The sequence below is a fragment of the Actinomadura spongiicola genome (assembly GCF_003432485.1).
Taxonomy (GTDB): Bacteria; Actinomycetota; Actinomycetes; order Streptosporangiales; family Streptosporangiaceae; genus Spirillospora; species Spirillospora spongiicola.
On record NZ_QVNQ01000007.1, the window covers coordinates 1 to 25,352 of the forward strand.

The window sequence follows — 25,352 nt, forward strand, 5'->3', positions numbered from 1 at the left end:
TGCCGTATATTTGACGCATACGGCAGATGTCTTCCTCAACGGTGGGACCGGAACCCGAGAGCGGATGTGCAGGCGACCGCTCTGACAGGGCCGGTTAGGGGAGCAGATGGAATTCCGCATCCTGGGACCGCTGCACATCGTCGCCAACGGTCGTCCCGTCGACGTCGGCGGACCGCAGCAGCAGGCGGTGCTCGCCGCGCTCCTGCTGGCGGCCAACCAGGTCGTCCCGATCGACCGGCTGGTGGACGCGGTGTGGTGGACCTCGCCGCCGTCCGCCCGCGCCAACGTTCGCGGCTACATCGCGGCGCTGCGCCGGGCGCTGCGGAACGCGGGCGAGCCCGCGGACCGGCTGATCACGCGGTCGCCCGGCTACCTGCTCCGCGTCGAGCCCGGCGAGCTGGACCTGGCGCGGTTCGAGGAGCTGTTCGCCCGTGGCGAGCGGGCCTTCCACGACGGGCGGGTCGAGCAGGGGGCCCAGGACTTCGCCGAGGCGCTGCGCTGTTGCCGGGGGCGGCCACTTGAGGCCATGTCGCTGGGCGCCCCGCTGCTCGCCGACGTCGAACGGCTGGAGGAGCGGCGGCTCCTGCTCATGGAGCAGTACACCGACGCGTGCCTGCGGCTCGGCCGCTCCGACGCGCTCGTCCCCGACCTGCGCCGCCTCGTGGCGCGCCATCCGCTCCGGGAGCGGCTGTGGGAACGGCTGATGCTCGTCCTGTACCGGGCGGGCAGGCCCGCCGACGCGCTCGACGCGTACGCCCGGGTCCGCGCGCATCTCGCCGACGATCTCGGCATCGACCCCGGCCCCCGGCTGCGGGCCCTGGAACGCCAGATCATCAGCGGCGACCCGGTCCTGGACGAGGCCGCGTGGAACGCCCCGCCCGCGGGCCCGCCCCCGGGCACGGTGCGGCAGCTTCCCATGGACATCGTCGAGTTCACCGGCCGGGAGAAGGAGCTGCGCGCCCTGAACCGGCTGGCCGAGGACGCGGGCGGGGGCGGCACCGCGCTCACGGCCATCGCGATCGAGGGCATGGCCGGGGTCGGCAAGACCCGTCTCGCCGTCCGCGCCGCGCACCAGATCAGCGCCCGTGGCCGCTTCGGCGCGCTCCAGCTCTGGGCCGACCTGCGCGCCATGGACCCCGACCTGCCCGCCGCCGACCCGGCCGAGGTGCTGGGCGGCTTCCTGCGCCAGCTCAACGTGCCCCCGTCCCAGATCCCGGCGAGCGTGGGCGCCATGGCCGCGCTGTACCGCGACCGGCTGCACGGCGAGCGGGCCCTGGTCATCCTCGACGACGCCACCGACGAGGCCCAGGTGGAGCCGCTGCTCCCGGGCGACCCGACGAGCCTGGTGCTCATCACCAGCAGGCGCAGCCTGGCCGGTCTGGACGGCGTCCACCGGTTCCAGCTGGACGGCTTCGCGCCCGGGGAGTCACGCGACCTGATGGGCCGCATCGCGGGCCACGAACGGGTCACCGCCGACGACGCCGCGACCGCGCGGATCGCCGAGCGGTGCGGGCAGCTGCCGATGGCGGTGACCATGGCGGCGCGGCGGTTGCAGACCCGTCCCGCGTGGACACCGGCCGAGTTCGACGGACGGCTGGCGGACGAGGACCGGCTGCCGGGCGAGCTGGAGTTCCGCAACCGGTCCATCAGCGCGTCCTTCGAGCCGTCCTACCGGGCGCTCGCCGACGACCAGCGGCGCATGTTCCGGCTGCTCGGCCTGCATCCCGCCGCCGACTTCACGCCGTCGTCCGCCGCCGCGCTGGCCGACCTGCCGCGGGAGCGGGCCGAGCAGCTGCTGGAGGCGCTGCTGGACGAGAACCTTCTCCGGCAGGCGTCCCCGGGCCGCTACCGGCTGCACCACCTGCTGCGCGTCTACGCCCGGAAGAAGGCGCGAGCGGAGGAGGCGGCCGACTCGTGCGACGCGGCGGTCGGACGCGTCTGCGCCTGGTATCTCGGCGCCGCCCACTCGGCCGCCGAGGCGCTGAACCCGCACGGCCGCCGGATCGAGCCGCCCGGCGGGCCGGGCGGCAGGGTCGCCGCGCCCGCCTTCGACGCTCGGGCCGAGGCGCTGGCCTGGCTGGACGCCGAGGCGGACAACTTCGCGGCGGTGATCAGGGCCGCTTCCGGTCATGGCCATCACCCGGTCGTCTGGCGGCTGCCGGCGCTCCTGTTGCCCGTCTTCCGCTTCCGCCGGAGCCGGGACGAGTGGGTCGCGATCTACCAGGCCGGGCTGATGGCGGCACGGCGGCTCGGTGAGTGGCCCGGCATCGCCGCCATGCTCAGCGGCCTGGCGTTGGCCTGCGCCGACGCGCGGCGTTTCGGGGAGGCCGCCGGGCATCACCGCGAGGCCCTGCTCGTCCAGCGCAGGCTCGGTGACCTCGACGGCCAGGCCCGGAGCCTGAACGGGCTCGCCGCCGCCTACCTCGGTGACCGGCAGCCCCGCCGGGCGGTCGAGTGCCTGGCGGAGTCGGCGCGCGTCCTCCGGCGCCTGCGCGACCCGCTCGGCGACACCGCCACGGAGGTCGGGGAGGCCGACGGCGGCCATGTCCGCGTGCGTGAGGCCGTCACCCGGCCGGGCTCCGGCACGATCGCGGTGGCCGCCCGCCCGGCCACGGCCGACCGTCCCGCTCCGGACCTGTGGACCTACGGCCACTGATCACAACGCGCCGCACGCGAGAAAGCCGGGGAATTACGCATGAACATTCCACATGGTCAAAGCGTCCGGCTCCGACAAATCCCGGAGCGCGGCGAACGGCCGTATTCGGGGTGGTCCCCGTTCCAGGGGTCGATTATCGTGCGGGTTTTCCGGCCCACCGGTGAGAACGGCCGACCGTCAGTCGTCGATCCAACCGTGCTTGTGGGCGATCTCGACGAGGCTGCGGCGGACCTTGACGATCTGGGCGCCGGTGAGCTCCGGCACCTCCGCCAGCAGCACGTCGACGATCTCCCGGCTGAACTCGGCGCGCGACAGCACGTCGCACAGCATGTCGTCGGGGCCGTCGCCCGTGGGGGCGCGGTCGATCGAGGACGCGGCGCCGTTGGACGGCGGGCTCACCGCCCGGACGGCGAACGCCTTGAGACCGCGCTCGCCCTCGGTCACCTCGAACTCGACCGCCGTTCCGGGCCCGAACGCCGCCTTGTCATCGAGAAGCTCATTGGCGTGGACGAAGACGTCCTCGCCACCGCCGTCCGGAACGATGAATCCGTAACCACGGACTTCGTCGAACCGGAGAATTCTTCCTGAACGCACCGCAGACCTCCACACAACCAACAGAAAAAACGCTGCTTAACACGCTTCGCAGCGCCCAGGCTAGCACACGAATATGAGCGGTAACGCTCCGTGATCTGCGAAGACGGGCCGTTCGCCGGACCGCGGCCGCGGAGCCCCGGTGCCCGCGCCTGTGCACAGCGTGCCAGGAACGTGCCGACCGAAGGCGTCGGGGTTGACGGCGCGCCACGAAGGGTTCACCTTACTCAAAGGAAAGTTTCCTTTTGAGTTGGTTGCCGGGGCCGGCTCACCCTCGCCTCCAGGTACTTCGTACCTCCCGCCAAGGAGAAGCAGGATGCCAAGAAAGACCAGCCTCGCCGTGGCCGCGGCCGTGACCGTCGGACTCCCGGTGGTGCTCGCCGTGCCCGCGTGGTCGCACGGGTACACCACCTCGCCCCCGAGCCGCAGCTACCTGTGCGGCCAGCACAAGGTCACCAACTGCGGCCAGGTCCAGTGGGACCCGGACGGCGTCGAGGGGCCGAAGGGCTTCCCGGCGCGCGGACCGCGCGACGGCACCATCTGCGCCGGCGCCGACGGACGCTGGTCGCCGCTCGACGACCAGCGCGGCGGCACCGGCTGGCCCGCGACCAAGGTCACGGCCGGAAGTTCCTTCAGCGTTTCCTGGCACTTCACCGCCGCGCACTCCACCACGTCGTTCCGCTACTTCCTCACCAAGGACGGCTGGGACCGCACCAAGCCGCTGACCCGCGACTCCCTCGACCTCACGCCGTTCATCGAGCAGGCCTACCGCGGCCGGCAGCCGTCCGACCGGGACGTCCACACCGGGACGCTTCCGCAGCGGCAGGGCAGGCACATCGTGCTCGGCGTCTGGGACATCGCGGACACCGGTAACGCCTTCTACCAGTGCATCGACGTCGACTTCGGCTGACGTCCGAACCCCGGTCCACCGGCTGAGCGGCGCCGCGAACGCTCAGCCGGTGCGCCGGTCCCGAACCGCGCCGAACCCCCTCATCACGCGGGAAGAGATGACAACGGGGTCGGTCGGCTGCGAGGCTTTGCACGCACCCCGGACATCTCGCGGGTGGCCGGGTGCTGAAGGCCGGCGCGCTCCGGAGCGGGGCCGCGCGGCGTAGGGGACGACAAGGAGGCGACGGCTGTGACCGTCTCGATGGTGAAGGGCCAGCGGATCTCGCTGGAGAAGCCCGGTGGCACGCTGAGCATGGTCCGGATGGGGCTGGGCTGGGACGCGGTGAAGAAGAAGGGCTTCTTCGGCTCCCGGGAGCGGGACATCGACCTCGACGCGTCCTGTGTGCTCTTCGCCGACGGGGCCCTCGCCGACGTCGTGTTCTTCGGCAAGCTCGTCAGCGACGACGGCTCGGTCCGGCACACCGGCGACAACCTGACCGGCGCGGGCGACGGCGACGACGAGTCCGTCATCGTCGACCTCGGGCGGCTGCCCGTGCACGTCACCTCGCTGGTGTTCACCGTCAGCTCCTTCAACGGGCAGACCTTCAACGAGGTGGAGAACGCCTTCTGCCGCCTGGTCAACGAGATGGACGGCGGTGAGATGGCCCGGTACACGCTGACCGGCGGCGGCGCCCACACCGCCATGGTGATGTCCCGGATCTACCGGCACGGGGACGGCTGGAAGATGAACGCGATCGGAGAACCCTGTCACGGCCGCACCTTCCAGGACATGCTGCCGGTGATCGCCAACCACGCCTGAACCGCCCGATGGCCGAACTCTCCCGCGGCGCCAACGCGCCGCTGCCCGCCCGGCGGGTGACCGCCACCGTGTCCTGCGCCGTCCCCGTGGACGTCAGTGCCCTGCTCGTCGGCCCGGACCTGCGCGTGCGGTCCGACGCCGACCTGGTGTTCTTCAACGCCCCCGAGGCGCCCGGCGTCCGCTGGGCGGACGGCGGGGGACCCCAGCGCGTGGAGCTCGACCTCGACGCGGTCCCCGCCCACGCGCACGCGGTACTGATCGCGGTCAGCCTCGCGGGGACGGGGACGTTCGGTTCGGCGCCGCCGCCGCGACTCCGGCTCACCGGGGACGGCGGCGACCCGCCGACCGAGTTCACCGTCGCGGGGCTGGACGCGGAGAAGGCCATCATCGGGCTGGAGATCTACCGCCGGGCCGACCGGTGGAAGGTGCGCGCCGTCGGGCAGGGCTACGCCGGCGGGCTGGCCGAACTCGTCGAGGCGCACGGCGTCCAGGTGGACGACCCCGGCGACCGACCGGACGCGCCGAGCGCCACGAGCGGCGCGAGCGCTTCGGGCGCCCCGGGTCATTCCGGCGCCTCGGAACCGACCGCGCCGCGGCCAGGTCCCGCCGCCGGGGCGCCGCCGTCCGCGCCGCCCGAGGCGTCCGACTCGGAGGTCGGATATCTCGAACGGTGCTGGCTGGTCTGGGAGGACGCGAGCCGTTCGCTGGCGTCGTTCCGCGCGTCCACCGAACACGCGCTCAACCTCCGCAACGAGGAGATCGCCGGGCGGGCGCCGCGCGGCCGCTTCGACCAGCTCATGGCGGCGGCCGACGCGCGGCTGCGGGCCGACGCCGACCAGCTCCGCGACGAGCTGGCCCGAGTGGAGCCGCGGGTCACCGCCGAGGTCGCGCCGTTCGACGCGCCGTCCTGGCTGACCTGGCAGCCGGGTCCCGAACCGGCCGAGGGGCTGCTGGCCGGGCGGCTGTCCACCGCCGAACTGCCCGACCTGCGGATCCCGCTCGTGCTGCGGCTCCCATGGCGGCGCGGCGTGTGGATCTCCCCGGGCGCGATGCCCGGCGACGCTGCCGCCTACGCCTGGTCGCTCGTCACCCGGTTCCTGGCCTCCGTCCCGCCCGGGCTCGCCGGTCTGGAGGTCATCGACGCGTCGGGCCTGTCGGGCGCGGGCTGGCTGCGGGAGTTCGACCCGGTCACCAGTGTCCGGCTGCTCGGCGGCGGGGTGGCCTCCGGGCCCGCGGCGGCCGAGCGGCTGCGGCGGCTGCTCGACCTGGTCGACCTGCGCCGCATCGGCGGCCCCGACGGCGAGGCGTCCACCGGCCCGGCGGACGGCCCGCCGGTCCGCCTGGTGGTGATCCTCGACGCGGGCGCCGCGCTCGACGGCGAGGACGCGCACCAGATCCTGCGGCTGGTGGAGGACGGGCCGCTCGTCGGCGTCCCGGTACTGCTGGTCGAGACCGACACGCCCGCCACCGACTCGGTGCGGACGATTCGGGTCCGGCAGACCTGCAACAACCTTCCCTCCAGCGAGGGCACCATCGGCGACTCGTGGGTGGGGACGGACTGGACGCTCACCCCGGACGTGCTCCCCGACGCCACGGACACCACCAAGCCACCCGCGCTGTTCGCCCACGTCCTGGGTGTCCACGCCCGCGCTCTCGCCTCCTACGACTGATTTCTTGCAGGCCCGGCCACTGCGCTCGCCTTGCGGCTCGCTACGTGACCGTTCCTGTGCGAACGCGCATCGCTTCGCGATCCGCCCGGCTCCGCTTGCCTTCGGCGTCGCTCCACCGGGCAGGTAACGCGTTCGCGTGCGGGCTGAGGCCGCGTCGAGACGGGCCCTAGCCTGCGCGACCGGTCCGCCGGGCGCGCTACCGTGCGGAAGTGGATCATTTCTCGCGCTCGTGGACGGCCCTGCGCACGGCGGTCGGCGACCTCACCGACGCGGACATGGCACGACCGTCGGGCTGCGCCGGCTGGCTCGTCCGCGACCTGGTCTGCCATCTCGTCATCGACGCCCAGGACGTCCTGATCACGCTGGTCACGCCAGCCGACACCGAACCGACCGCGGACGCGGTCACCTACTGGGACCTCGTCGAACCCCCGACCGGCGACGACCCGCTCGACGCCCTGATCCCGCGGCTGGCCGCCGCGTACGGGGAGGCGAGCCTGCTCAAGTTCCATCTCGACGACGTCGGGTCCGCCGCCGGGCGCGCCGCCGAACTCGCCGATCCGGCCGCCCGTGTCAGCACGCAGGGGAAGGTGCTGACCGCCGGCGACTACCTGTCCGCGTACGTCCTGGAGTGGACGCTGCACCATCTCGACCTGGTCGCGCACCTGCCCGCCGGACGGGTCGCCGGACCGCCCGCCGAGACCCTCGCGGTCGCCCGCGCCCTGCTGGAGCGGATCGCCGGAACCCCGTTCCCCGCGTCGTTCTCCGACCGGGACGCGCTGCTGGCCGGGACGGGACGTCGCGCGCCGACCGACGCCGAACGGGTCGAGCTCGGCGAACTCGCGGCGAGGCTCCCGCTCGTCCTCGGCTGAGCGGAAAGCTTCGCCGGACGCCCCCGCATTGGATGTCGCGGGAGCGTCCGGCGAGATGAGAAGGGTCAGTTGGTGAACGGGGCGTGCTGGTTCCAGAAGTTGCAGTGGTGCGGCCCGGAGATCTCGCGGGTCATCCGGCTGGCCCCGGCGGGCAGCAGCGACATCTGCGCCTCCTTCTGGGAGGTGAACCGGGTCCAGCGCGGGGTGCCCTCCACGTTGGGGTCACCGGTGCGGGCGAAACCTGTCCACTGCGCGGTCAGCTGAGCCTGCATGGCCTTCTGGTTGGGGTCCAGCGCGGGCTGGGTGGGAAACGTGCCGTGGTACAGGTAGCTGAACTCGCCGACGTGGAACGCGCCGGTCGGCCGCGTCGCGTCGATGAACGGAAGCGGCGGCGCGTGCGTGTCGTCGAACCGGTAGGCGTACACCGGGACGTGCTCGGCCAGCCGCCGGTCGTTCAGCAGCGCCGGGCAGACGGACGTGGAGTCGGCGAGGATCGTCCGGGACGTGATGTACACGGCGGGCTCCGGGTACTCCGACAGCGGGTAGCGCTTGAGCACCTTCGGCGCGAGGTTCCCGTACTGGCTCTGGATCAGGGCCTGGAACTGCTGCGGGGTGTCGGCGGGGTGGATCTGCGTCTCGTCCCTGGCCACACCGTGAATGACGGGGACCTTGTTGAAGTCCCCGGTGTCGAACGCCTTCCCGGGCGACTTGGTCAGGGTCTTGCCGTCCACGATGGGCGCGAGCGTGCCGCTGTCGGGTCCGAGACCGTCGCCCGCCTTGTCGAGCAGGGTCTGCACCGGCACCTGGCGCAGGCACGCGGCGACGTCCGCCGCACCGCCGCAGCCGACCGCCGTGGCGAACCGGGCCCCGGCCTGCTGCGCCTCCTGCTGGGTGGGCAGCTTGGCCGCGCAGTCCTGCGCCTGCCAGGTGGCGTGGACGCCGCGCAGCGAGTTGTACTCCCCGCTCTCGATGATGCCCTTGTGGAACAACCCGGCGGCGGTGGGGGACGCCATGTTCGCGCAGACGCTCGACCCTCCGGCGGACGGGCCGAAGATGGTGACGTTGCCGGGGTCGCCGCCGAACTTGGCGATGTTGCGCTTCACCCAGCCGAGCGCGGCCTGCTGGTCCTCGATGCCGTAGTTCCCCGCGTTCGCGCCGAGGGACGCGTGCGACAGGAAACCGATGATGCCGAGCCGGTACCGCACCTCGACCTGGATGACCTTCCCGGCGGTGGCGAGCCGGGTGCCGTTGGACGGCACCCCGAGCCGGAACCCGCCGCCGTGCAACTGCACCATCACCGGCAGCGGACCGTTCCCGGCGTTCTCCGGGACGCGGACGTCCAGCTTCAGGCAGTCCTCGTTGGTGGAGCCGGGCCGGAAGTCGCCGGGCTGCGGGCAGGCGCTGCCGCTCTCGGTCGCCTGCAACGTCGAGGCCCAGCCCGGGTGCGGCGCCGGGGCCTCCCAGCGCAGGTTTCCGACGGGCGACGCGGCGTACGGAATGCCGAGCCAGTTCTTGATGCCGTCACCGTCGAGGCCGCAGACCGGTCCGTTGTCGGTCTGCACGACGGTGCCGTCGGAGCAGTCGGGCGGGGCGGCCGCCGGTGCCGCCGTCGCCGTATGCGCGGCCGTCAGCCCGGCCGCCGCGATGATGATGGACGCCGCCACCTTCAGAGTCGTTTTCAGGGTCGTGCTGGGTCTCATTCGGGGGTCCTCCGGTCGAGGCCTTGTGAAAACCGGGCAACCCTGATCCTCGCACCGTCGTTCGATTCATCGCCCTATCTGACATGTCTCTGTCGCATATCGAGTTGTTCGCGTCAGAGCCCCGAAGCCCTTTGGTTTCAGGCGGAGTGCACCACCCGGCCGCCCACGACGGTGAGGGTCGGCGCGAGTCCCTGCAACGCGGTGTCGTCGGCCCCGAGGAAATCGCCGTCGAGGACGACGAGGTCGGCGAGAGCGCCCGGAGAAATGGTGCCCTTGCGCTTCTCCGCGTTCTCCAAATAGGCGCCCGCGGTGGTCCACAGCCGAATCGCCTGTTCACGGGAAAGGCGCAGGTCGGGCGGCACGTCGGAGAACGGGCCCGGCGCGGCGCCCGCGAAGGTCGCGATGCCGCGCAGCCAGTCGGGATGGGTGATCGGCGCGTCGGAGCTGTCGGCGACGTGCACGCCCGCGGCGAGCAGCGCGCCCGCCGGGAACGCGCGGGCCCACCGGTCCGCGCCGATCGCCCGGGTCATGGACGCGCCGCTGTGCGACTTCATCAGCGAACTGGTGATCACGCTGATGCCGTGTTCGGCGAGCAGCGCGTAGGAGTCCTCCGACAGGAGCGTGCCGTGGATGAGCGCGTGCCGCGCGTCCGGCCACGGGTCGGCCTTGAGCGCGCGGACGATGCCGTCGGCCGCAGCGTCCGCCGCCCGGTCGCCGGTGACGTGCACCTGCACCTGGAGCCGGTTGCGGTGCGCCAGCTCGATCATCCGCAGGAGTTCCTCGTAGCGGGCCTCGTCGTCGTCGCCCGCGGTGATGAGGTGGCCGTGGTCGCCGGACGACGGGTACGGGTCGTGCAGCCACGCCGTGCACTGGGTCGGGACGCCGTCCGCGAACAGTTTCGCGCCGCCGATCCGGAGCCAGTCGTCGCCGAGGCCCGTGGACAGTCCGGCGAAGCCGAGCGCGGTCTCCAGTCGTTCCGACGTGCTCGCGGGGGAGGGCCAGTCCCAGTGCAGGAGCGCGTTCACGCGAACGGTCATCCGGTCGTCCCGGCGCAGCGTCGTGTAGTCGCGCAGCAGCTCCGGCCAGACGATCGGGTCGGTGACGCTGGTGATGCCCAGCGCGTTGAGCCTGTGCATCGCCGACTCGATCGCGGCCAGCCGCTCCCGCTCGGAGTAGTCCGGGACGTACTGGGTGATGAGTCCCTTCGCGCCTTCGAGGAAGAGGCCGGTGGGCTCGCCGGACGCGTCGCGGACGATGCGTCCGCCCGCCGGGTCAGGGGTGTCGCGGGTGACGCCCGCGATACGCAGCGCGGCCGTGTTGACCAGCACCGAATGCCGGGACGCGTGGTGCAGGACCGTGGGACGGTCCGCCGTGACCGCGTCGATGAGGGAGCGGTGCGGGCCGGGCACGTCGGCGTCGAACTCGGGGATGTTCGCCTCCCGCCAGCCCTCGCCGATCAGCCATTCGCTGCCGCCGGGGCCCACGGGCCCGTCGGTGAGCGCGTCGTTCAGCGCCCGGACCGAGTCGACGCCGTTGAGGTCGACGGAGAATCCGGCCAGCCCGAACATCGCCAGGTGCAGGTGAGCGTCGTTGATCCCGGGCAGCACCGTCCGTCCGGCGAGGTCGACCACCTCGGTGGACGGGCCCGCCAGCGCCCGGATCCGGTCGTCGTCGCCGACCGCCGTGATCCGGTCGCCGGTGATCGCGACCGCGCTCGCGACCGTGAACCCGTCGTCGACGGTGACGACCGAGCCTCCCGTCAGCACCATGTCCGCGTGTGCAGCGGTGTTTTCAGACATGTCACCAGCCCGTCGTGAGGATGTCGTCGAGTGTGTCGGTGAAGTCGTCGGCGTCCGCCCGCGTGAACGTGAGCGGCGGCTTGAGCTTGAGGATGTTCCAGTACGGGCCCGTCGGATACACCAGGACGCCCTGGTCCTTGAGCCGCTCGCAGATGATCAGGGTCTCGGCGGAGGCGGGCTCCTTGGTGTCGCGGTCGAGGACGAACTCGACACCGCTGTAGAAGCTCTGGCCGCGGACGTCGCCGATCAGCTCGTGCCGTTCGCCGAGCCCGGCCAGCCGGTCCCGTAGGTACTGGCCGACGACCAGCGCGTTGTGCTGGAGGCCCTCGTCGTCGACGATGTTCAGCAGTTCGAGGCCGACCGCGCAGGCGACCGGGTTGCCGCCGTAGGTGGAGAAGAACCGCCCGGTCGGGTCGAACGCCCGTGAGATCTCCCGGGTGGTGACCAGCGCCGCCATCGGGAACCCGTTGCCCATGGCCTTGCCCATCGTCACGAAGTCCGGAACGACGTCGGGGCCCTGCGTCTGGAAGCCCCAGAACGCCTCGCCGAGCCGTCCGAACCCGACCTGGACCTCGTCGGCGATCGTCAGCACCCCGCGCTCGGCCGCCGCCGCGAAGATCGGCGCGAGGTAGCCGGGCGGCAGCACCACCTGCCCGCCGCCCGCCAGCAGCGCCTCGAACAGGTACGCCGCGGGCGGGCGACCTGCGGCGGTCAGCCGGTCGAACTCGTCGATCACGTGCCGGGCGTACTTGGCTCCGGCGTCCGGGTCGTCGTACCCGTACGCGCCGCGATACCGGTCGGGGACCGGGGTCGGGTGCGTGGTGTCCGGTTTGCCGTAGTGCTTGTACCGGGACGGGCTCACGTCGGACACCACCGAGGTGTAGCCGTGGTAGGCGTCGTCGATGATGACCACGTCGTCGCGCTTCGTCAGATACCGGGACATGCGGAGTGCCAGGTCGTTGGCCTCGCTGCCGGAGTTGACGAAGTAGACGACGTCCAGGCCGTCCGGGAGAGTGGCGGTGAGCCGTTCGGCGTACTCGGTCAGCGAGTCGTACACGAACCTGGTGTTGGTGTTCAGCCTGCCGAGCTGCCGCGCGGCGACGTCGACGAGCCTCGGATGGCTGTGTCCGACCAAGGTCACGTTGTTCAGCGCGTCCAGGTACGAGCGGCCCTGCTCGTCGTAGAAGCGGGTGTCGCGGGCGCGGGCCATCGCGATCGGCTGCTCGAAGTACATCGGATGGCTGTCGGGCAGGTGGGCGCGGCGGCCCTGGAGCGACCTGCCGATCACCGGCGTCCACGCGGTGACCGTGTTCTGCGCGCCGAGCAGCGGTGTCGGGTCCGGGAGCAGCCCCTGCCACAGCGCCTGTTCGGAGTCGGTGGCTGCTGCGGGCACGGTCGTCCAGCCGTCGAGCGGCGTGACCGCGACCTGGACGCGGACGTGCGGCGGCAGCCCCTCACCTGGGGCGATCCGGCCGATCGTCGCTCCCGCCGCGACCGCCTCGCCCGCGGCGGGAGCGTCGTTCAGGCCGGTGTAGAGGGTACGGAAGCGGACGCCCTCGGCGGGCTCGTGCAGCAGCACGAGGTCGACACCGGCGGTGTCCGTCGCCTCGACCAGGCCGGGCAGCGGCGCGCGGACGAGTGTTCCCGCCCCCGCGAACAGGTCGATCCCGAGGTGGACGTTGTCCGGCTCGTCCGCGCTGGCGGCCCCGCGGCGGCGGCGCGGCTCCAGGAACCGGGGCTCGCCGTAGCGTCCGACCGCCACACCGGGACGGCGGCCGATGAGGGCGGCTGTCGCGGCCGCGCGCAGCGCGCCGGGGTCGCGGGGATCGACGTCGTCGAAGATCTCGGACGAGGCGCCGAGATCGATGGGGACGAGCGGCCCGTCAACCGGCGGCACCGCGGACGCGGCGTTGCCCGCCAGCCAAGCCGTCACCGCAGGGGCGTCCGGATACGCGGGCAGCCCGCACGCGTGCCGGACGGCGGCGCGCCCCACCTCGGCCGGAACCGGCGCCAGCGCGCGCACCAGGTCGGCGGCGGCCGCCGACCGGTGCCGGGGATCGCCGTGCCGCCGTTCCGCGTCGAGCCGCGCGGCGGTGACCGCGACCGTCGCGGCCCGCACGGCGATCAGCGGGAACAGCAGGTCGAGTTCCGCCTCCGTCAGCGGGTGGGCCTCGTGGTAGGCGGCGGCGAGCGTCGCCGCGACGGTCAGCGGGCGGGCGGCCCCGCGCATCACGCTGGACGCCAGCACCGCCAGGTCGGCGATCCGCGCGGTCGGCAGCGCGTCACCGAAGTCGATCACGCCGGAGACGCGGCGCCGCCCGCCGTCCCGGTGGACCAGGACGTTGAAGGCGTTGAGGTCGTGGTGGACGACCGCCGTCGGCAGTTCCGGCAGCCGCTCGGTCAGCAGCGGCGCGTACCGGTCGCGGATCGTGGTGGCCGCGTCGCGCAGGCCCGGGTCGGTGACGTACCCGAGCGACGCCTCCAGCACGGTGCCCGCGTGCGGGAACTCCCAGTAGTGCGGTGCCGGGGGAGCGGGATGGGAGAACGTCGCCGTGGCCGCCGCCAGCCGCCCGGCCGCCGCGCCGACGTCCGCCAGCAACTCCGCCGACCGGCCGCCCACCTCGGCGAGCGGGGTACCCGGAACCCAGGTGAGCAGCCGGACGGGGAGTTCGCGTTCCCCGTCCCGCACGGACGTGACGGGTGAGCCCGCCAGGTCCGCGACGGCGCGGGGCACGACCAGACCCGCGTCCCGCTCGGCGAGATGCGCGAGCAACGCCGTCTGGAACTCGATCGCCGGGAGGTCGGCGGGGTCGCTGATCTTGAGGACGTACTCGGTGCCGGAGCCGTCCACGACATGCGTGTTCTGGTCCGTCTCGCCCGCGAGCCGCCTCAGGGACACGGCCTCCAGCCCGTAGCGGTCGCGCAGCACGTCCCGTAGCCGCTCGTCGGAGAGCTCCGGAACACCGGCGGTGATGCGCTCGAAGCGTTCGTCGACGCCTTCGCGCTCGGTCTGGACTGCCATGGGTTAGCGACTCCTCCTTGTCGGCGGTGCGGGTGTCAGGTCAGGTGGCGGCGGCGCCGAGGGTCTCGGCGGGCCGTTCGGCGGTCGGCTCGTCGGCGGGGTCGGCCACGACCGACTGGTGCTCGGGGTCCCAGCTCACCGTGACCTCCTCGCCGGGCACCGCCGGGAGGTCCCGGCCCGCGACGCGCATGGCCGAGCCGTTCGTGCCGTCCGCGAACCGCAGCCCCACCTGGTGGTGGTTCCCGACGTAGACGATCTCGGTGACGGTGGCGCGGACCCGGTTGTGGCCGGTGGGCACGGAACCCGCGTCGGAGTGCAGGTCCAACCGCTCGGGACGGACGACGGCGACCCCGCCGCTGCCGTCGAGCCCTGCGTCCAGCCGCGGCGCCCGGGGCGTGAAGCCGCCGCACCGAAGGACGCCCGCGGACACGTCCACGGTCCCGCGGAAGCACGTGGACTCGCCGAGGAACTGCGCGACGAACAGCGTCTCCGGCCGCTCGTACAGGTCGGACGGGGTGCCGACCTGCTCGATCCGGCCCTCGTTGAACACCGCGATGCGGTCGGACAGCGTGAGCGCCTCATGCTGGTCATGGGTGACGAAGATGAACGTCATGCCCAGTTCCCGGTGCATGCGGGCGATCTCGCGTTGCAGCTCGTCGCGGAGCTTGCGGTCGAGGGCGCCGAGCGGCTCGTCCATCAGCAGCGCCCGCGGCCGGTACACCACCGCGCGGGCGAGCGCGACGCGCTGCTGCTGCCCGCCGGACAGCTGGCTCGGCAGCCGGTCCGCGTACTCCTCCAGGTGGACCAGCCGCAACGCCTCGTCGACCTTGGCGGCGATCTCCGCCTTCGGCATCCGCCGCTGCTGGAGCGGGAACGCGATGTTCTTGGTCACGCTCATGTGCGGGAACAGGGCGTACTGCTGGAACACGACGCCGAGGTTCCGTTTGTGCGGCTTCTGCCGGGAGACGTCCTTCCCGTCGATCTCGATCTTCCCGGCGGACACCGAGACGAACCCGGCGAGCATCGAGAGCATCGTCGTCTTGCCCGAGCCCGACGGGCCCAGCAAGGTGATGAACTCGCCGGGCGCGATGTCCAGCGAGACGTCGTCCACGGCCGGACGGGACGTGCCCGCGTAGACCTTCGAGACGCCCGCGATCCGGATGCCGTGACTGTTGCCAGGGCTCTTGCTGTGGTCGGCTTGGCTCATCGTGTGCTCCGCTTGCGGCGAACGAACTGCGGGATCAACAGGACGAAGCTGGTCGCCACCACCATGAGACTGGACGCCGCGGCGATGGTGGGGTCGATCTCCAGCGTGATGGAGTTGTACATCTTGACCGGCAGCGTCGTGATGTCGGGCGACTGGAGGAACAGCGCGATGACGACCTCGTCCAGCGAGTAGACGAACGCGAACGCGAACCCCGACATCACGCCCGGCGCGATCAGCGGCACGGTGATCCGGAGGAAGGTCGTCAGCGGGGTTGCGCCGAGCGTCGCGGCGGCGGTGTCCAGGGTCCGGTCGTAGCCGGACAGGCTGGTCAGCATGACCGTCACCACGAACGGCAACGCCATGACGGTGTGCCCGATCACGAACCCGATCGGGGTGCCGGTGAGGTGCCAGCGCAGGAAGACGCCGTAAATCGAGACGGCGACGACGATGCTCGGGACGATCAGCGGGGCCATCACCAGCGAGCGGATCGCGCCCCGGCCGGGGAACCCCGCCCGGTTCAGGCCGAACGCCGCCGCGCCGCCGAGGACCGTCGCCGTCACCGCCACGAGCAGCGCGAGCTGCACCGAGGTCAGCAGCGCGCGCATCCACGCCTCGGAGGTGAAGAACGACTCGTACCAGCGCAGCGACCAGTCCTTCGGCGGGAACGCGAAGGTGGTGCCGCCGGAGAAGCTCATCGGGATCACCACCGCGGTCGGCGCGATCAGCACGAGGCTGGTCAGCGCGACCACGGTCTTCAGGCCCCAGCCGAGACCGCCGTCCTTCCCGGCCCGCAGCGCGGCGGGCTCCACGGCGGGCTCGGCGGGCACGGCGTCCGGCTCCGTGGCGGTCGCCTCTTTACTCATGGGTCACCGCCTTCTCGGTGGTGGACGACAGGTTCACGAACCTCGACACCACGAACAGCGCCAGCAGCGTCACCACGAGCAGCACCGACCCGAGCGCTCCCGCGCCGCCGAAGTCCAGCAGATCGCTCACCCGGGTGGCGATCAGTTGCGGGATGAGGGACTGCTGCGGCGACCCGAGCAGCGCCGGGGTGACGTAGAACCCGAGCGTCAGGATGAACACGAGGGTGAACCCCGACAGCACCGCCGGCAGCGACAGCGGCAGGTACACCTGGACGAACGCCCGCCACCGCGGCGCGCCGAGGCTGCCGGCCGCGTTCAGCAGGCGCTTGTCGATGCCCTCCATCCCGCTGTACAGCGGCAGGACCATGAACGGCAGCATGACCTGCACCATCGCGACCGTCACCCCGGCGACCGAGCCCAGGAGGACCACGCCGTCGATGCCGATGAGGGAGAACGCGTCGTCGATGAGGCCGTCGCGCTGCTCCAGCATGTACCAGGCGAAGTTGCGGGCCATCATGGACGTCCAGAACGGCAGCAGGACCACCACCGTCATCAGGTTCCGGGCGCGCGGGCTCACCCTCGTCATCGCGTAGGCGTAGGGGTAGGCCAGCGCCAGCGTGCAGGCGGCCACGATCAGCCCCGTGACGAGCGTGCGCACCAGGATCTTGACCGAGACGCCGTCCTTCAGCAGCTCGGTGTAGTTCTCCAGCCCGGTGGACGGCTCGGTGAAGCTACGCCAGATGATGTTGCCGAGCGGGTAGGCGAAGAACACCAGGAGGAAGGCGGTGGCCGGCAGGATGAACCAGCCGACCAGCCGCCTCCGCGACCTGGGCGCTCGGGCCGTGCTCACCGGCGATGCGGAAACGGTCGATGCGCTCATCGTCCTCTTACCCGGAGAGCCACTGCGTGTAGCGCTTGGTCACCTGGTCGAAGTTCTGCCCCCACCACTGCGCGTCCGCGTGGACGATGCCGGCCCTGCGTTCCGGCGCGTACACGTAGACCTGCTGCTGGAACTGGTTGAGGTTCAGTTGCAGGTCCTTGTTGACCGGCAGCACCGACGCCGACTCCGCGATCTTCTTCGACGGTTCGTCACCGGCCGTGGAGGCGATGAACTTCATCGCCTGCTCCTTGTTCTTCGAGCCCTTCGGGACCACGAAGACGTTCCAGTTGACGATGGACTTGTCCCAGATGCCCTTGTAGGGGGCGCCGGCCTTGAGTCCCTGGTAGGCGCGGACGTTCAGCATCAGGCCCATGTCGAACTGCTGGTCCACCATCATCTGCTGCATCTGCCCGTAGGTCTTGGCGAAGGTGGTGACCGACTTGATCTTGTCGAGCTGTTTGAAGGCCCGGTCGAGGTCCAGCGGGTAGAGCTGGTTCGGCTGGACGCCGTCGGCCAGCAGCGCCGCCTCCAGCAGCCCCACGGAGATCTCGGGCGGAACGATCCGCTTTCCGGGGTACTTCTTCACGTCGAAGAAGGCGGCCATCGACGTGGGCGGGTCGCTGGCGTACTTCTTCGTGTTGTACATGACGAACGTGCTGTAGAAGAAGTTCGGCACGCCACAGTCGTTGACGGTCCCCTGCGGGTACTTCGACTTGTCGATGACCGAGAAGTCGAGCTTCTCGACGTACTTGCCGCAGTACTGCACGGCCACGGCGGGCGTGGTGTCGACGAGGTCCCAGGTCACCTTCTTGGCCTCGACCATCGTGACCATCTTCGCCTCGTCGACGGGGCTGTCGTTGCGGAACTTCACCCCGGAGTCGGCGGTGAAGGGCTTCTGCCATGCCTCCGCCTGCGCGTCCTGGAAGGGCGGGCCGGTGGAGACGTACGTCAGCGTGTCGCCTTCGTCGTCGCTCGCGTTGCCGATACTGCACGCCGTGGCCACCAGGCTCACGGCCAGACCGGCGGCCGCGAATCTCGCGGTCGGGCCCGTCTTACCTATTCTTCGCCCCACGATCTCCTCCTGGAGTGCTGCTACTGGGGTTCTCGCGTGCCCTGCCCCGTCAGGCCGTCGCGACGTGTTCGGTCAGGACGCGGGTGAGCGCGTCCAACTGCTGTTCGTCGATCACCAGCGGTGGTGAGAGGACGATGGTGTTCCCGGAGGCCCGGACGATGACGCCGTCGGCGCGGGCGCGGGCCTGGACCCCGGCCGCCGCGGCGGCGGTGTCGGGGCCGCGGTCCAGCTCGACGCCGAGCATCATGCCGACGCCGCGCACCTCCAGGACGTGGTCCAGCCGTTCGAGCGGCTTGAGCGCGTCGAGCAGGCGGCGACCGAGCCGGTCGGCCCGCGCGAGGAGCCCCTCGCGCTCCAGGATGTCGATGTTGGCCAGCGCGACGGCCGCGCCGACCGGGTGACCGTTGTAGGTGAACCCGTGCAGGAACGCGGCGCCGCCGGCGAGGTCGAGCACGCGTTCTCCGACGAGGACCGCGCCCATGGGGATGTACCCGCTGGACAGGCCCTTAGCGGTGACGATGATGTCCGGTTCGACGTCGTAGCGCTCACAGCCGAACCAGTGGCCGATGCGACCGAAAGCGGTGACGACCTCGTCCAGGATGAGCAGGATGCCGTGGCGGCGCAGGATCTCCTGGACCCGCGGCCAGTAGTCCGGCGGGGGCGGGACCATGCCGCCGACGCCGAGCACCGGTTCCCCGACGAACGCGGCGATCCGGTCCGCGCCGATCCGCTCGATCCGCTCCTCGATCTCGGCGATCAGGGCGTCGGTGACGTCGGCGCCGCGCACGGCGTGCGGCTTGGCGAGGAACTCGATCCCCGGCATGAGCGGCCCGTAGCCCGCGCGCAACCGGTCGATCCCGGTGGCGGCGAGGGAACCGCCGCCCATCCCGTGGTAACCGCCGGTGCGCGCGAGGATCACGGAGCGTTCGGGTCGGCCCGCGTGGTGGTGGGCCAGGCGGGCCAGCTTGATCGCCGTCTCGTTGCCCTCCGACCCGCCGTTGGTGAAGAACACCCGCCGCATGGTCGGCGGGGCCAGCTCCAGCAGGCGTTCGGCCAGCCTGATCGACGGCTCGTTGGAGTAGTCGCCGAACGACGAGTAGAACTCCAGCTTGGCGATCTGCTCGGCGGCGGCCTCCGCCAGTTCGGGCCGGCCGTGCCCGACGGGGCACTGCCAGAGGCCGCAGGTCCCGTCGATGTAGGCCTTGCCGGTGACGTCCCAGACCATCGCCCCGTCCCCGCGTTCGAGGATCAGCGGTTCCTCCGGGGCCCCGATGACGCTGTGCGGGTGGATGACCGTCCGGACGTCCAGCTCCGCGAGCCGCCTGGCGCGGTCGTCGTGCTCCCGTCCGGACGGCCCGGTCGAGGTGGTGGTCTGCTGTTCGATCGCCATGGTTTCGCCTTCAGAGTTCCTTCAGCGCGATGTCGTTCGGGGGCGCGGCCCGTCTCAGAGCCGCACCGCCACGGACTTGGTCTCCAGGTAGGCGTCGATGCCCTCGCTGCCGCCCTCCCGTTCCAGCCCGCTGTTCTTCACACCCCCGAAGGGAAGTTCGGGACGGACGGGGAACGCCTCGTTCACCGCCACCACCCCGAAGCTCAGCCGGTCGACGGCCCGCCACACCCGGGCGAGACCGTCGCCGAAGACATAGGCGGCGAGCCCGTAGTCGGTGGCGTTGGCGCGTTCGATCGCCTCGTCGTCATCGTCGAAGACGTAGATCGGCAGGACCGGCCCGAAGGTCTCCTCCGAGCTGATCAGCATGGTGTCGTCGGCGCCGGTGAGGACGGTCGGCTCGTAGAAGGCGCCGGTGAGCTCGGCGTCCTCGGGCGTCCAGCGGCGCCCGCCCGCCGCGACGGTGGCGCCGCGCTTCACCGCGTCGGCGACATGCCGCTCGACCTTGTCCAGCCCGCCGAAGTCGATCAGGGGCCCGGTGGTGGTGCCCTCGGCGGCGCCGTGCCCGAGGCGCAGCGCCGCGACCTTCTCCAGGAGCAGCGCCAGGAACTCTTCGTGCACCGCCCGGTGCACGAAGAGCCGGTTGATCGCGATGCAACTCTGGCCCGCGTTGGCGAACTTCGCGGCGGCGACCGCCGCGGCGGTGGCGGGGACGTCGGCGTCGTCGAACACGATGGCGGGGGAGTGCCCGCCCATCTCCAGCGACGTCCGGCGCAGATGGTCACGGGTCGAGGCGAGCAGGCTGAGGCCCACCTCGGTGGAGCCGGTGAAGCTGACCTTGCGGAGCCTGGGGTCGGCGAGCAGCGCGCCCGCCACCTCGCCGGGACGGGACGTGGTGAGCGACTGGAGCACCCCGGCGGGCAGCTCCCCGGCCTCGTTGATGATCCGGACGAGTTCGGTGCCCACCAGCGGGGTCTGTTCCGCCGGCTTGACGATCACGGGACAGCCGGCGGCGAGGGCGAGGCCCGCCTTGCGGACCAGCATGCTCGCCGGGAAGTTCCACGGGGTGATCGCCAGGGTCGGGCCGATCGGGACGCGCAGCACCATGCCGGGGCCGCCCGGACCGTCCGGCGTCGTCCGGCCGTTGGCGCGCCGGCCCTCCTCGGCCGCCCATTCGAGCATCCGGGCCGAGCCCAGGACCTCGCCCTTGGCCTCGGCGAGCGGCTTGCCGTTCTCGCTGGTCATCAGGGCCGCGAGGGAGTCGGCCTGGGCGCGGATCCGGCCCGCCGCCGCGCGCAGCGCGTTCGAGCGCTCCTCGGCGGTGGTGCGCCGCCAGGTCTCGGCGGCCTTGTCGGCGGCGTCGAGGGCCGCGAGTGCCTCCCCCGGTCCCGCGTCGGCCACCTGGGCGATGACCTGGAGCGTCGCGGGATCCGTCACGTCGAAGGTGGCGGTTCCCGATCGCCAGGTTCCGTCGATGAGCAGAGTGGCGGACGGGTCTGCGGGCATGTTGCGGACCTCCCTGTGCCTTCTGTTGCGCCGACCGTAATCCATTTCGCAGCAGTCTCATCGCACGGTGTTGTATTTGTCAACACCTTCCCATGGGGGAGCGTCGGATTGCTTTCTCCGCCTTACAGTGGGGGCATGAACGCCCTACCGTCACGCTCGGCGGACCCCGCCGCCGAGGAGTCCGAGCCGATCCCGATACGGGAGTTGCTGTCCTACCGGTTGCACCGGGTGGCGAACGCGCTGTCCCGCAGCGCAGCCCTCCGCTACCGGCGGGAATTCGACGTCAGCCTCCAGGAGTGGCGCACGATCGCATTGCTGGGAGAGGACGAGCCGCTGACCGTGAATCGGCTGGCTCGGTTGGCCGGGCTGGACAAGGCTCAGATGAGCCGGGTCGCGGCCAAGCTCGCCGAGGCCGGACTGGTCGAGCGTGAGCCCGGTCCGGGCCGGACGACCCAGCTCACCCTGACCCGTAACGGGCGCTCCCTCTACCGCGGTCTCATCGCCGCCGCCAACGAGCGGAACAACGCGTTCCTCGTCTGTCTCACCCCGCTTGAGCAGGAAGTTCTCGACTCGGCTCTGCGTAAGCTGGCCACGCTGGCCAAGGCGCTGGAGCGCTCCGAGCGCTAGATTCGGTCCGCCGTCGGGAGTCCGTCACCGAGGCCGGGTGTTGATGTTGTCAACAGTAGGTTATATTCCTTGCTGTGATGACCTCGACGCTCCCCTGGGAGGCGGACTCGCATGGCTGACCGCGTCACGATCTGCGAATGCTTCGCCCGTGACGGGCTCCAGCACGAGGAGACCTTCGTCCCGACCGAAGTCAAGATCGACCTGATCGGCGCCTTCGCCGCGGCCGGTTTCACCCGGATCGAAGCGACCAGCTACAGCCATCCCGAGCGCGTGCCCGCCTTCCGCGACGCCGGCGCCGTCCTGGCCGGGCTGCCCCGTCCCGCCGGCGTGGCCTACAAGGCCACCTGCCCCAACCCCCGGGCCGTGGAACGTGCCATAGCCGACCTCGACGCCGGGCACGGCGCCACCGAACTGAGTTTGCTGGTGTCGGCGACCGAGTCCCACACCGAGCGGAACATGCGCACCACGCGCGCCCGCCAGTGGGAGCGGGTCGCCGAGATGGTGCGGCTGGCAGCGGGCCGGTTCCGGCTCGTCGGCGTGATCTCCGTGGCGTTCGGCTGCCCCTTCGAGGGCGCCGTGGACCCCGGCGTGGTCGCCGACGACGCGGCCCGGTTCGCCGACCTCGGCGTGGACCTCGTGACCCTCGGCGACACCACCGGCCTGGCCACCCCGACCTCGGTCAAGGGCATGTTCCGGCGGGTCACCGAACGGATCTCCACGACGGGCGCGCAGGCCCCGCCGATCGTGGCGCACTTCCACAACACCCGCGGCGGCGGGCTGGCCAACTGCGTCGCGGCGCTGGAGGCCGGCTGCCGCGACTTCGACAGCTCCCTCGGCGGGGTCGGCGGCCACCCGGCGCAGATCCAGTACGGCGGCGGCATGACCGGCAACGTCTGCACCGAGGACCTGGTGAACCTCCTGGAGTCCGAGGGCGTCGACACCGGCCTCGACCTGGACGCGGTCATGGCGGCCTCGCGACGGTGCGAGGAGGCACTCGGCCGTCCCCTGCACAGCATGGTCGCCCGCGCCGGATTCGGCCTGGTGGGCGGGAAGACGGAGGAGAAGGTGGCGCACGATGCCTGAGCCCGGTGTCCTGATCGTCGAAGACCACGGCGCGGTGCGGCTGCTGCGGCTGAACCGGCCCACCAAGCTCAACGCGCTGAACACCGAACTCACCCGGGCCCTGCACGACGCGCTGCGCGCCGCCGACGAGGACTCCGCCGTCCGCGCGGTCGTCCTCACCGGCGCCGGCCGCGGGTTCTGCTCCGGCGCCGACCTGTCGGAGTTCGCCGACCTCACGCCCGCCGACCAGCACGCCGTCATCCGGCGCGCCGAGCTGACCACCCGCACCCAGATGCTGCTGCAACAGCTCACCAAGCCCATCGTGTCGGTGGTGCGCGGCCCGGCCATGGGCGGCGGCGCCGGGCTCGCGATCGGCTGCGACATGATGGTCGCCGCCACCGACGTGAAGTTCGGCTACCCGGAGGCGCGGCACTCGATCGTCCCGGCGATCGTGATGACCGGCATCCAGCGCAACCTCGGCCGCAAGCTCGCCTTCGAACTGATCAGCACCGGCCGCACGCTGGGCGCGGCGGAACTGGCCGAGTACGGCCTGGCCAACCGGGTCACCGAGCCGGACAAGGCCGAGGCCGCCGGGCTGGAGATCGCGGCGGGCTGGGCCGAGGTGAACCCGCTCGCCATGGCGGCGGCGAAGGACCTGTTCTACCGCGTCGCCGACCTGCCGTTCCCGGAGGCCATGCGGACCGGCGGCGACATCAACACGATCATGCGCGGGTTCCGGGGGGCCGGGGCATGAGGCCGCTGGACGGCATCACCGTCGTCGAGTTCTCCCGCGTCCTGGCCGGTCCGTTCGCCACCCAGATCCTCGCCGACCTCGGCGCCGACGTGATCAAGATCGAGCGGCCGGGCGGCGGCGACGAGTCCCGGAGCTTCGAACCGCGCCTTCCCGGCGGCGAGAGCGCCTACTTCTTCGCCTTCAACCGGGGCAAACGGTCGGTGACGCTCAACCTGCGGACCACGCGCGGGCAGGAGATCGCCCGCGGGCTCGCCGCCGGCGCCGACGTCCTGGTCGAGAACTTCATGCCCGGCACGATGGACAAGTACGGGCTCGGCTACGAGGCGCTCGCGACGCTGAACCCCGGCCTGGTCTACATCTCCAGCACCGGGTTCGGGCAGTCCGGGCCGTACGCCGACCGCAAGGGATACGACACGGTCTTCCAGGCCCTGTCGGGGATCATGTCGCTCACCGGGCACCCGGACACGCCGCCCGCCAAGGTCGGCATCCCGGTCTCCGACATGACCTCGGGTCTGTGGATCGTCATCTCGGCCCTGACCGGGCTCTTGGAACGGAAGAACAGCGGCCGGGGCGGGCATGTCGACCTGGCGATGATGGACGTCCAGGCGAGCCTGCTGGCCCTCGCCGCCGCCCGGATCTTCGCCCTCGACGAGGACCCGGGACGCACCGGCACCGCGCATCTCGGCCGGGTGCCGTCGTCGGCGTTCGAGTGCGCCGACGGGGGCTGGCTCCACATCAGCGCCAGCGACCAGCACTGGAAGCCGCTGTGCGAGGTCCTCGGCCTGGGCGAGCTGGCCGCCGACCCGGCGCTCGACGCCAACGAGGGCCGCATCGCGCAGCGCGAACGGGTGACCGCCGCCCTCGCCGCCGCCGTCGCCCGCCGGCCGCGCGACGAGCTGGCCGTCGCGCTGCGCGCCGTCGACGTCCCGGCGGGCGAGGTCAAGACCGCCCGCGAGGCGCTCGCCGACCCGCACACCATCGCGCGGGGCATGGTCGGCCACTTCGACCACCCCACCGAGGGCCGGTTCTCCGCGCTGCGGACCCCGCTGCGCCTCGACGAGACCGAGTACCCCGAACCCGGCGTCCCGCCGCTGCTCGGGGCCGACACCGAGGAAGTGCTCGCCGAACGGCTGGGCCTGGACCACGACGAGCTGGCCCGGCTCCGCGAAGAAGGGACGATCTAGCGTTGAGCGACGACGATCCGGTGCTGGTGCGCGCGGCCGATGGTGTCGCGCACGTGGTGCTGAACAGGCCCGGGGCGCGCAACGCGCTGAACCTGCCCATGTGCCACGGGCTGAGCGACGCGTTCGCGCGCCTGGACGCCGACGACTCCGTCGGGGCCGTCCTGGTGCGGGCGAACGGGCCCGCGTTCTGCGCCGGCGCCGACCTCAAGGAGCGCGAGGGCCGCGACGAGGTCTGGGTGCGCAACCGCCGTCTCGCGTCCTTCGCCGCCTACGAGGCCATCGAACGGTGCTCCAAGCCCGTGGTCGCGCTCGTGCACGGCCCGGTCGTGGGCTCGGGCGGGGAGATCGCCATGTCGTGCGACTTCATCGTCGCCGCCGACGACGCCACCTTCCGTTTCCCCGAGCCGCACTGGGGCACGGTCGGCGCGACGCAGCGGCTGCAACGCGTGATCGGCAAGCGCCGCGCCAAGGAACTGCTGTTCACGGCCCGGACGATGCCGGTGGACGAGGCCGCCGCCGTGGGGCTGGTGGCGCGGATCGTCCCGGCCGCCGAGCTGCTCGCCACCGGTGCGGAACTCGGCGCGACGATCGCGAGCGCGCCCCGGCTGGCGATGTCGCTGACCAAGCAGGCGATCGACCTCGGCTCCGAGACCGACCTGGCCAAGGGCATCCGGATCGAGATGGCCGCGATCGAACGCTGCCTCGCCGACGGCGCTTGGCGCGGCGGCGTGGAGGACTTCGCCAGCACCATGCGGGAGAACCGGGCGCGAGCGGCGACGCAGGAGGGGAACTAGG

At 71.8% G+C, this 25,352-nt stretch carries 20 protein-coding genes; 10 read left to right on the top strand and 10 right to left on the bottom strand.

Going from position 1 to position 25,352, the window contains the following annotated elements; translation table 11 throughout:
• Positions 1-106 precede the first annotated feature (106 nt).
• Positions 107-2,656, top strand: coding sequence for an AfsR/SARP family transcriptional regulator (locus D0T12_RS22270; RefSeq protein WP_117401630.1), 2,550 nt, complete (start codon positions 107-109; stop codon positions 2,654-2,656).
• A 177-nt stretch (positions 2,657-2,833) separates the two neighbouring features.
• On the opposite strand, the gene D0T12_RS22275 is transcribed toward D0T12_RS22270, so the two are convergent.
• A complete protein-coding gene (locus tag D0T12_RS22275; protein ID WP_117401631.1) occupies positions 2,834-3,250 on the bottom strand; it encodes a cold-shock protein in 417 nt (138 codons plus the stop codon).
• Positions 3,251-3,563: 313 nt separating this feature from the next.
• Between D0T12_RS22275 and D0T12_RS22280 the strand changes: the two genes are divergently transcribed.
• The 4 genes from D0T12_RS22280 to D0T12_RS22295 all read left to right on the top strand — a co-directional run bounded on the left by D0T12_RS22280 (position 3,564) and on the right by D0T12_RS22295 (position 7,494).
• A complete protein-coding gene (locus D0T12_RS22280; protein WP_117401632.1) occupies positions 3,564-4,157 on the top strand; it encodes a lytic polysaccharide monooxygenase auxiliary activity family 9 protein in 594 nt (197 codons plus the stop codon).
• Positions 4,158-4,385: 228 nt separating this feature from the next.
• Positions 4,386-4,955 (top strand): TerD family protein, encoded by a 570-nt coding sequence (locus D0T12_RS22285; protein ID WP_117401633.1) that lies wholly within the window; start codon positions 4,386-4,388, stop codon positions 4,953-4,955.
• Between the two features lie 8 nt (positions 4,956-4,963).
• The gene (locus D0T12_RS22290) at positions 4,964-6,625 is read left to right on the top strand and encodes a TerD family protein (protein ID WP_117401634.1); all 1,662 of its coding nucleotides are present in this window, start codon (positions 4,964-4,966) and stop codon (positions 6,623-6,625) included.
• 209 nt (positions 6,626-6,834) lie between these two features.
• Complete coding sequence (locus D0T12_RS22295) at positions 6,835-7,494, top strand: maleylpyruvate isomerase N-terminal domain-containing protein (RefSeq protein WP_117401635.1); 660 nt, start codon at positions 6,835-6,837, stop codon at positions 7,492-7,494.
• A 65-nt stretch (positions 7,495-7,559) separates the two neighbouring features.
• On the opposite strand, the gene D0T12_RS22300 is transcribed toward D0T12_RS22295, so the two are convergent.
• From D0T12_RS22300 to D0T12_RS22340, 9 genes are all read right to left on the bottom strand, one after another.
• On the bottom strand, positions 7,560-9,194 hold the full coding sequence (locus D0T12_RS22300; RefSeq protein WP_117401636.1) for a carboxylesterase/lipase family protein: 1,635 nt from the start codon (positions 9,192-9,194) through the stop codon (positions 7,560-7,562).
• Positions 9,195-9,331: 137 nt separating this feature from the next.
• Entirely contained in the window at positions 9,332-10,963 is a 1,632-nt protein-coding gene (locus tag D0T12_RS22305) for an amidohydrolase (protein ID WP_199487627.1), read from the bottom strand.
• 31 nt (positions 10,964-10,994) lie between these two features.
• On the bottom strand, positions 10,995-14,015 hold the full coding sequence (locus D0T12_RS22310) for an aminotransferase class III-fold pyridoxal phosphate-dependent enzyme (RefSeq protein WP_117401638.1): 3,021 nt from the start codon (positions 14,013-14,015) through the stop codon (positions 10,995-10,997).
• Positions 14,016-14,055: 40 nt separating this feature from the next.
• Positions 14,056-15,222, bottom strand: a complete 1,167-nt coding sequence (locus tag D0T12_RS22315) for an ABC transporter ATP-binding protein (protein ID WP_117401639.1) — start codon at positions 15,220-15,222, stop codon at positions 14,056-14,058.
• Positions 15,219-16,085, bottom strand: a complete 867-nt coding sequence (locus tag D0T12_RS22320) for an ABC transporter permease (protein WP_117401640.1) — start codon at positions 16,083-16,085, stop codon at positions 15,219-15,221. The genes D0T12_RS22315 and D0T12_RS22320 overlap by 4 nt, the downstream gene beginning before the upstream one ends.
• Complete coding sequence (locus D0T12_RS22325; protein WP_233526227.1) at positions 16,078-16,935, bottom strand: ABC transporter permease; 858 nt, start codon at positions 16,933-16,935, stop codon at positions 16,078-16,080. Before D0T12_RS22325 ends, D0T12_RS22320 begins: the two co-directional genes overlap by 8 nt.
• A gap of 37 nt (positions 16,936-16,972) precedes the next feature.
• Positions 16,973-18,037 (bottom strand): extracellular solute-binding protein, encoded by a 1,065-nt coding sequence (locus D0T12_RS22330; protein WP_158581586.1) that lies wholly within the window; start codon positions 18,035-18,037, stop codon positions 16,973-16,975.
• A gap of 49 nt (positions 18,038-18,086) precedes the next feature.
• A complete protein-coding gene (locus tag D0T12_RS22335; protein WP_117401643.1) occupies positions 18,087-19,427 on the bottom strand; it encodes an aminotransferase family protein in 1,341 nt (446 codons plus the stop codon).
• Positions 19,428-19,481: 54 nt separating this feature from the next.
• Entirely contained in the window at positions 19,482-20,930 is a 1,449-nt protein-coding gene (locus D0T12_RS22340) for an NAD-dependent succinate-semialdehyde dehydrogenase (RefSeq protein WP_117401644.1), read from the bottom strand.
• Between the two features lie 135 nt (positions 20,931-21,065).
• On the opposite strand from D0T12_RS22340, the gene D0T12_RS22345 reads away from it, so the two are divergent.
• From D0T12_RS22345 to D0T12_RS22365, 5 genes are all read left to right on the top strand, one after another.
• Positions 21,066-21,557 carry a MarR family winged helix-turn-helix transcriptional regulator gene (locus D0T12_RS22345; RefSeq protein WP_117401645.1) on the top strand — a complete coding sequence of 164 codons (492 nt, stop codon included), beginning with the start codon at positions 21,066-21,068 and terminating at the stop codon, positions 21,555-21,557.
• A 111-nt stretch (positions 21,558-21,668) separates the two neighbouring features.
• The gene (locus tag D0T12_RS22350; protein ID WP_117401646.1) at positions 21,669-22,640 is read left to right on the top strand and encodes a hydroxymethylglutaryl-CoA lyase; all 972 of its coding nucleotides are present in this window, start codon (positions 21,669-21,671) and stop codon (positions 22,638-22,640) included.
• Positions 22,633-23,373, top strand: coding sequence for an enoyl-CoA hydratase/isomerase family protein (locus D0T12_RS22355; protein WP_117401647.1), 741 nt, complete (start codon positions 22,633-22,635; stop codon positions 23,371-23,373). Before D0T12_RS22350 ends, D0T12_RS22355 begins: the two co-directional genes overlap by 8 nt.
• Complete coding sequence (locus D0T12_RS22360) at positions 23,370-24,557, top strand: CaiB/BaiF CoA transferase family protein (RefSeq protein WP_117401648.1); 1,188 nt, start codon at positions 23,370-23,372, stop codon at positions 24,555-24,557. Before D0T12_RS22355 ends, D0T12_RS22360 begins: the two co-directional genes overlap by 4 nt.
• A gap of 2 nt (positions 24,558-24,559) precedes the next feature.
• Positions 24,560-25,351: an enoyl-CoA hydratase/isomerase family protein gene (locus D0T12_RS22365; RefSeq protein ID WP_117401649.1), complete on the top strand. Its 792-nt coding sequence runs from the start codon at positions 24,560-24,562 to the stop codon at positions 25,349-25,351.
• Position 25,352: the final 1 nt, after the last annotated feature.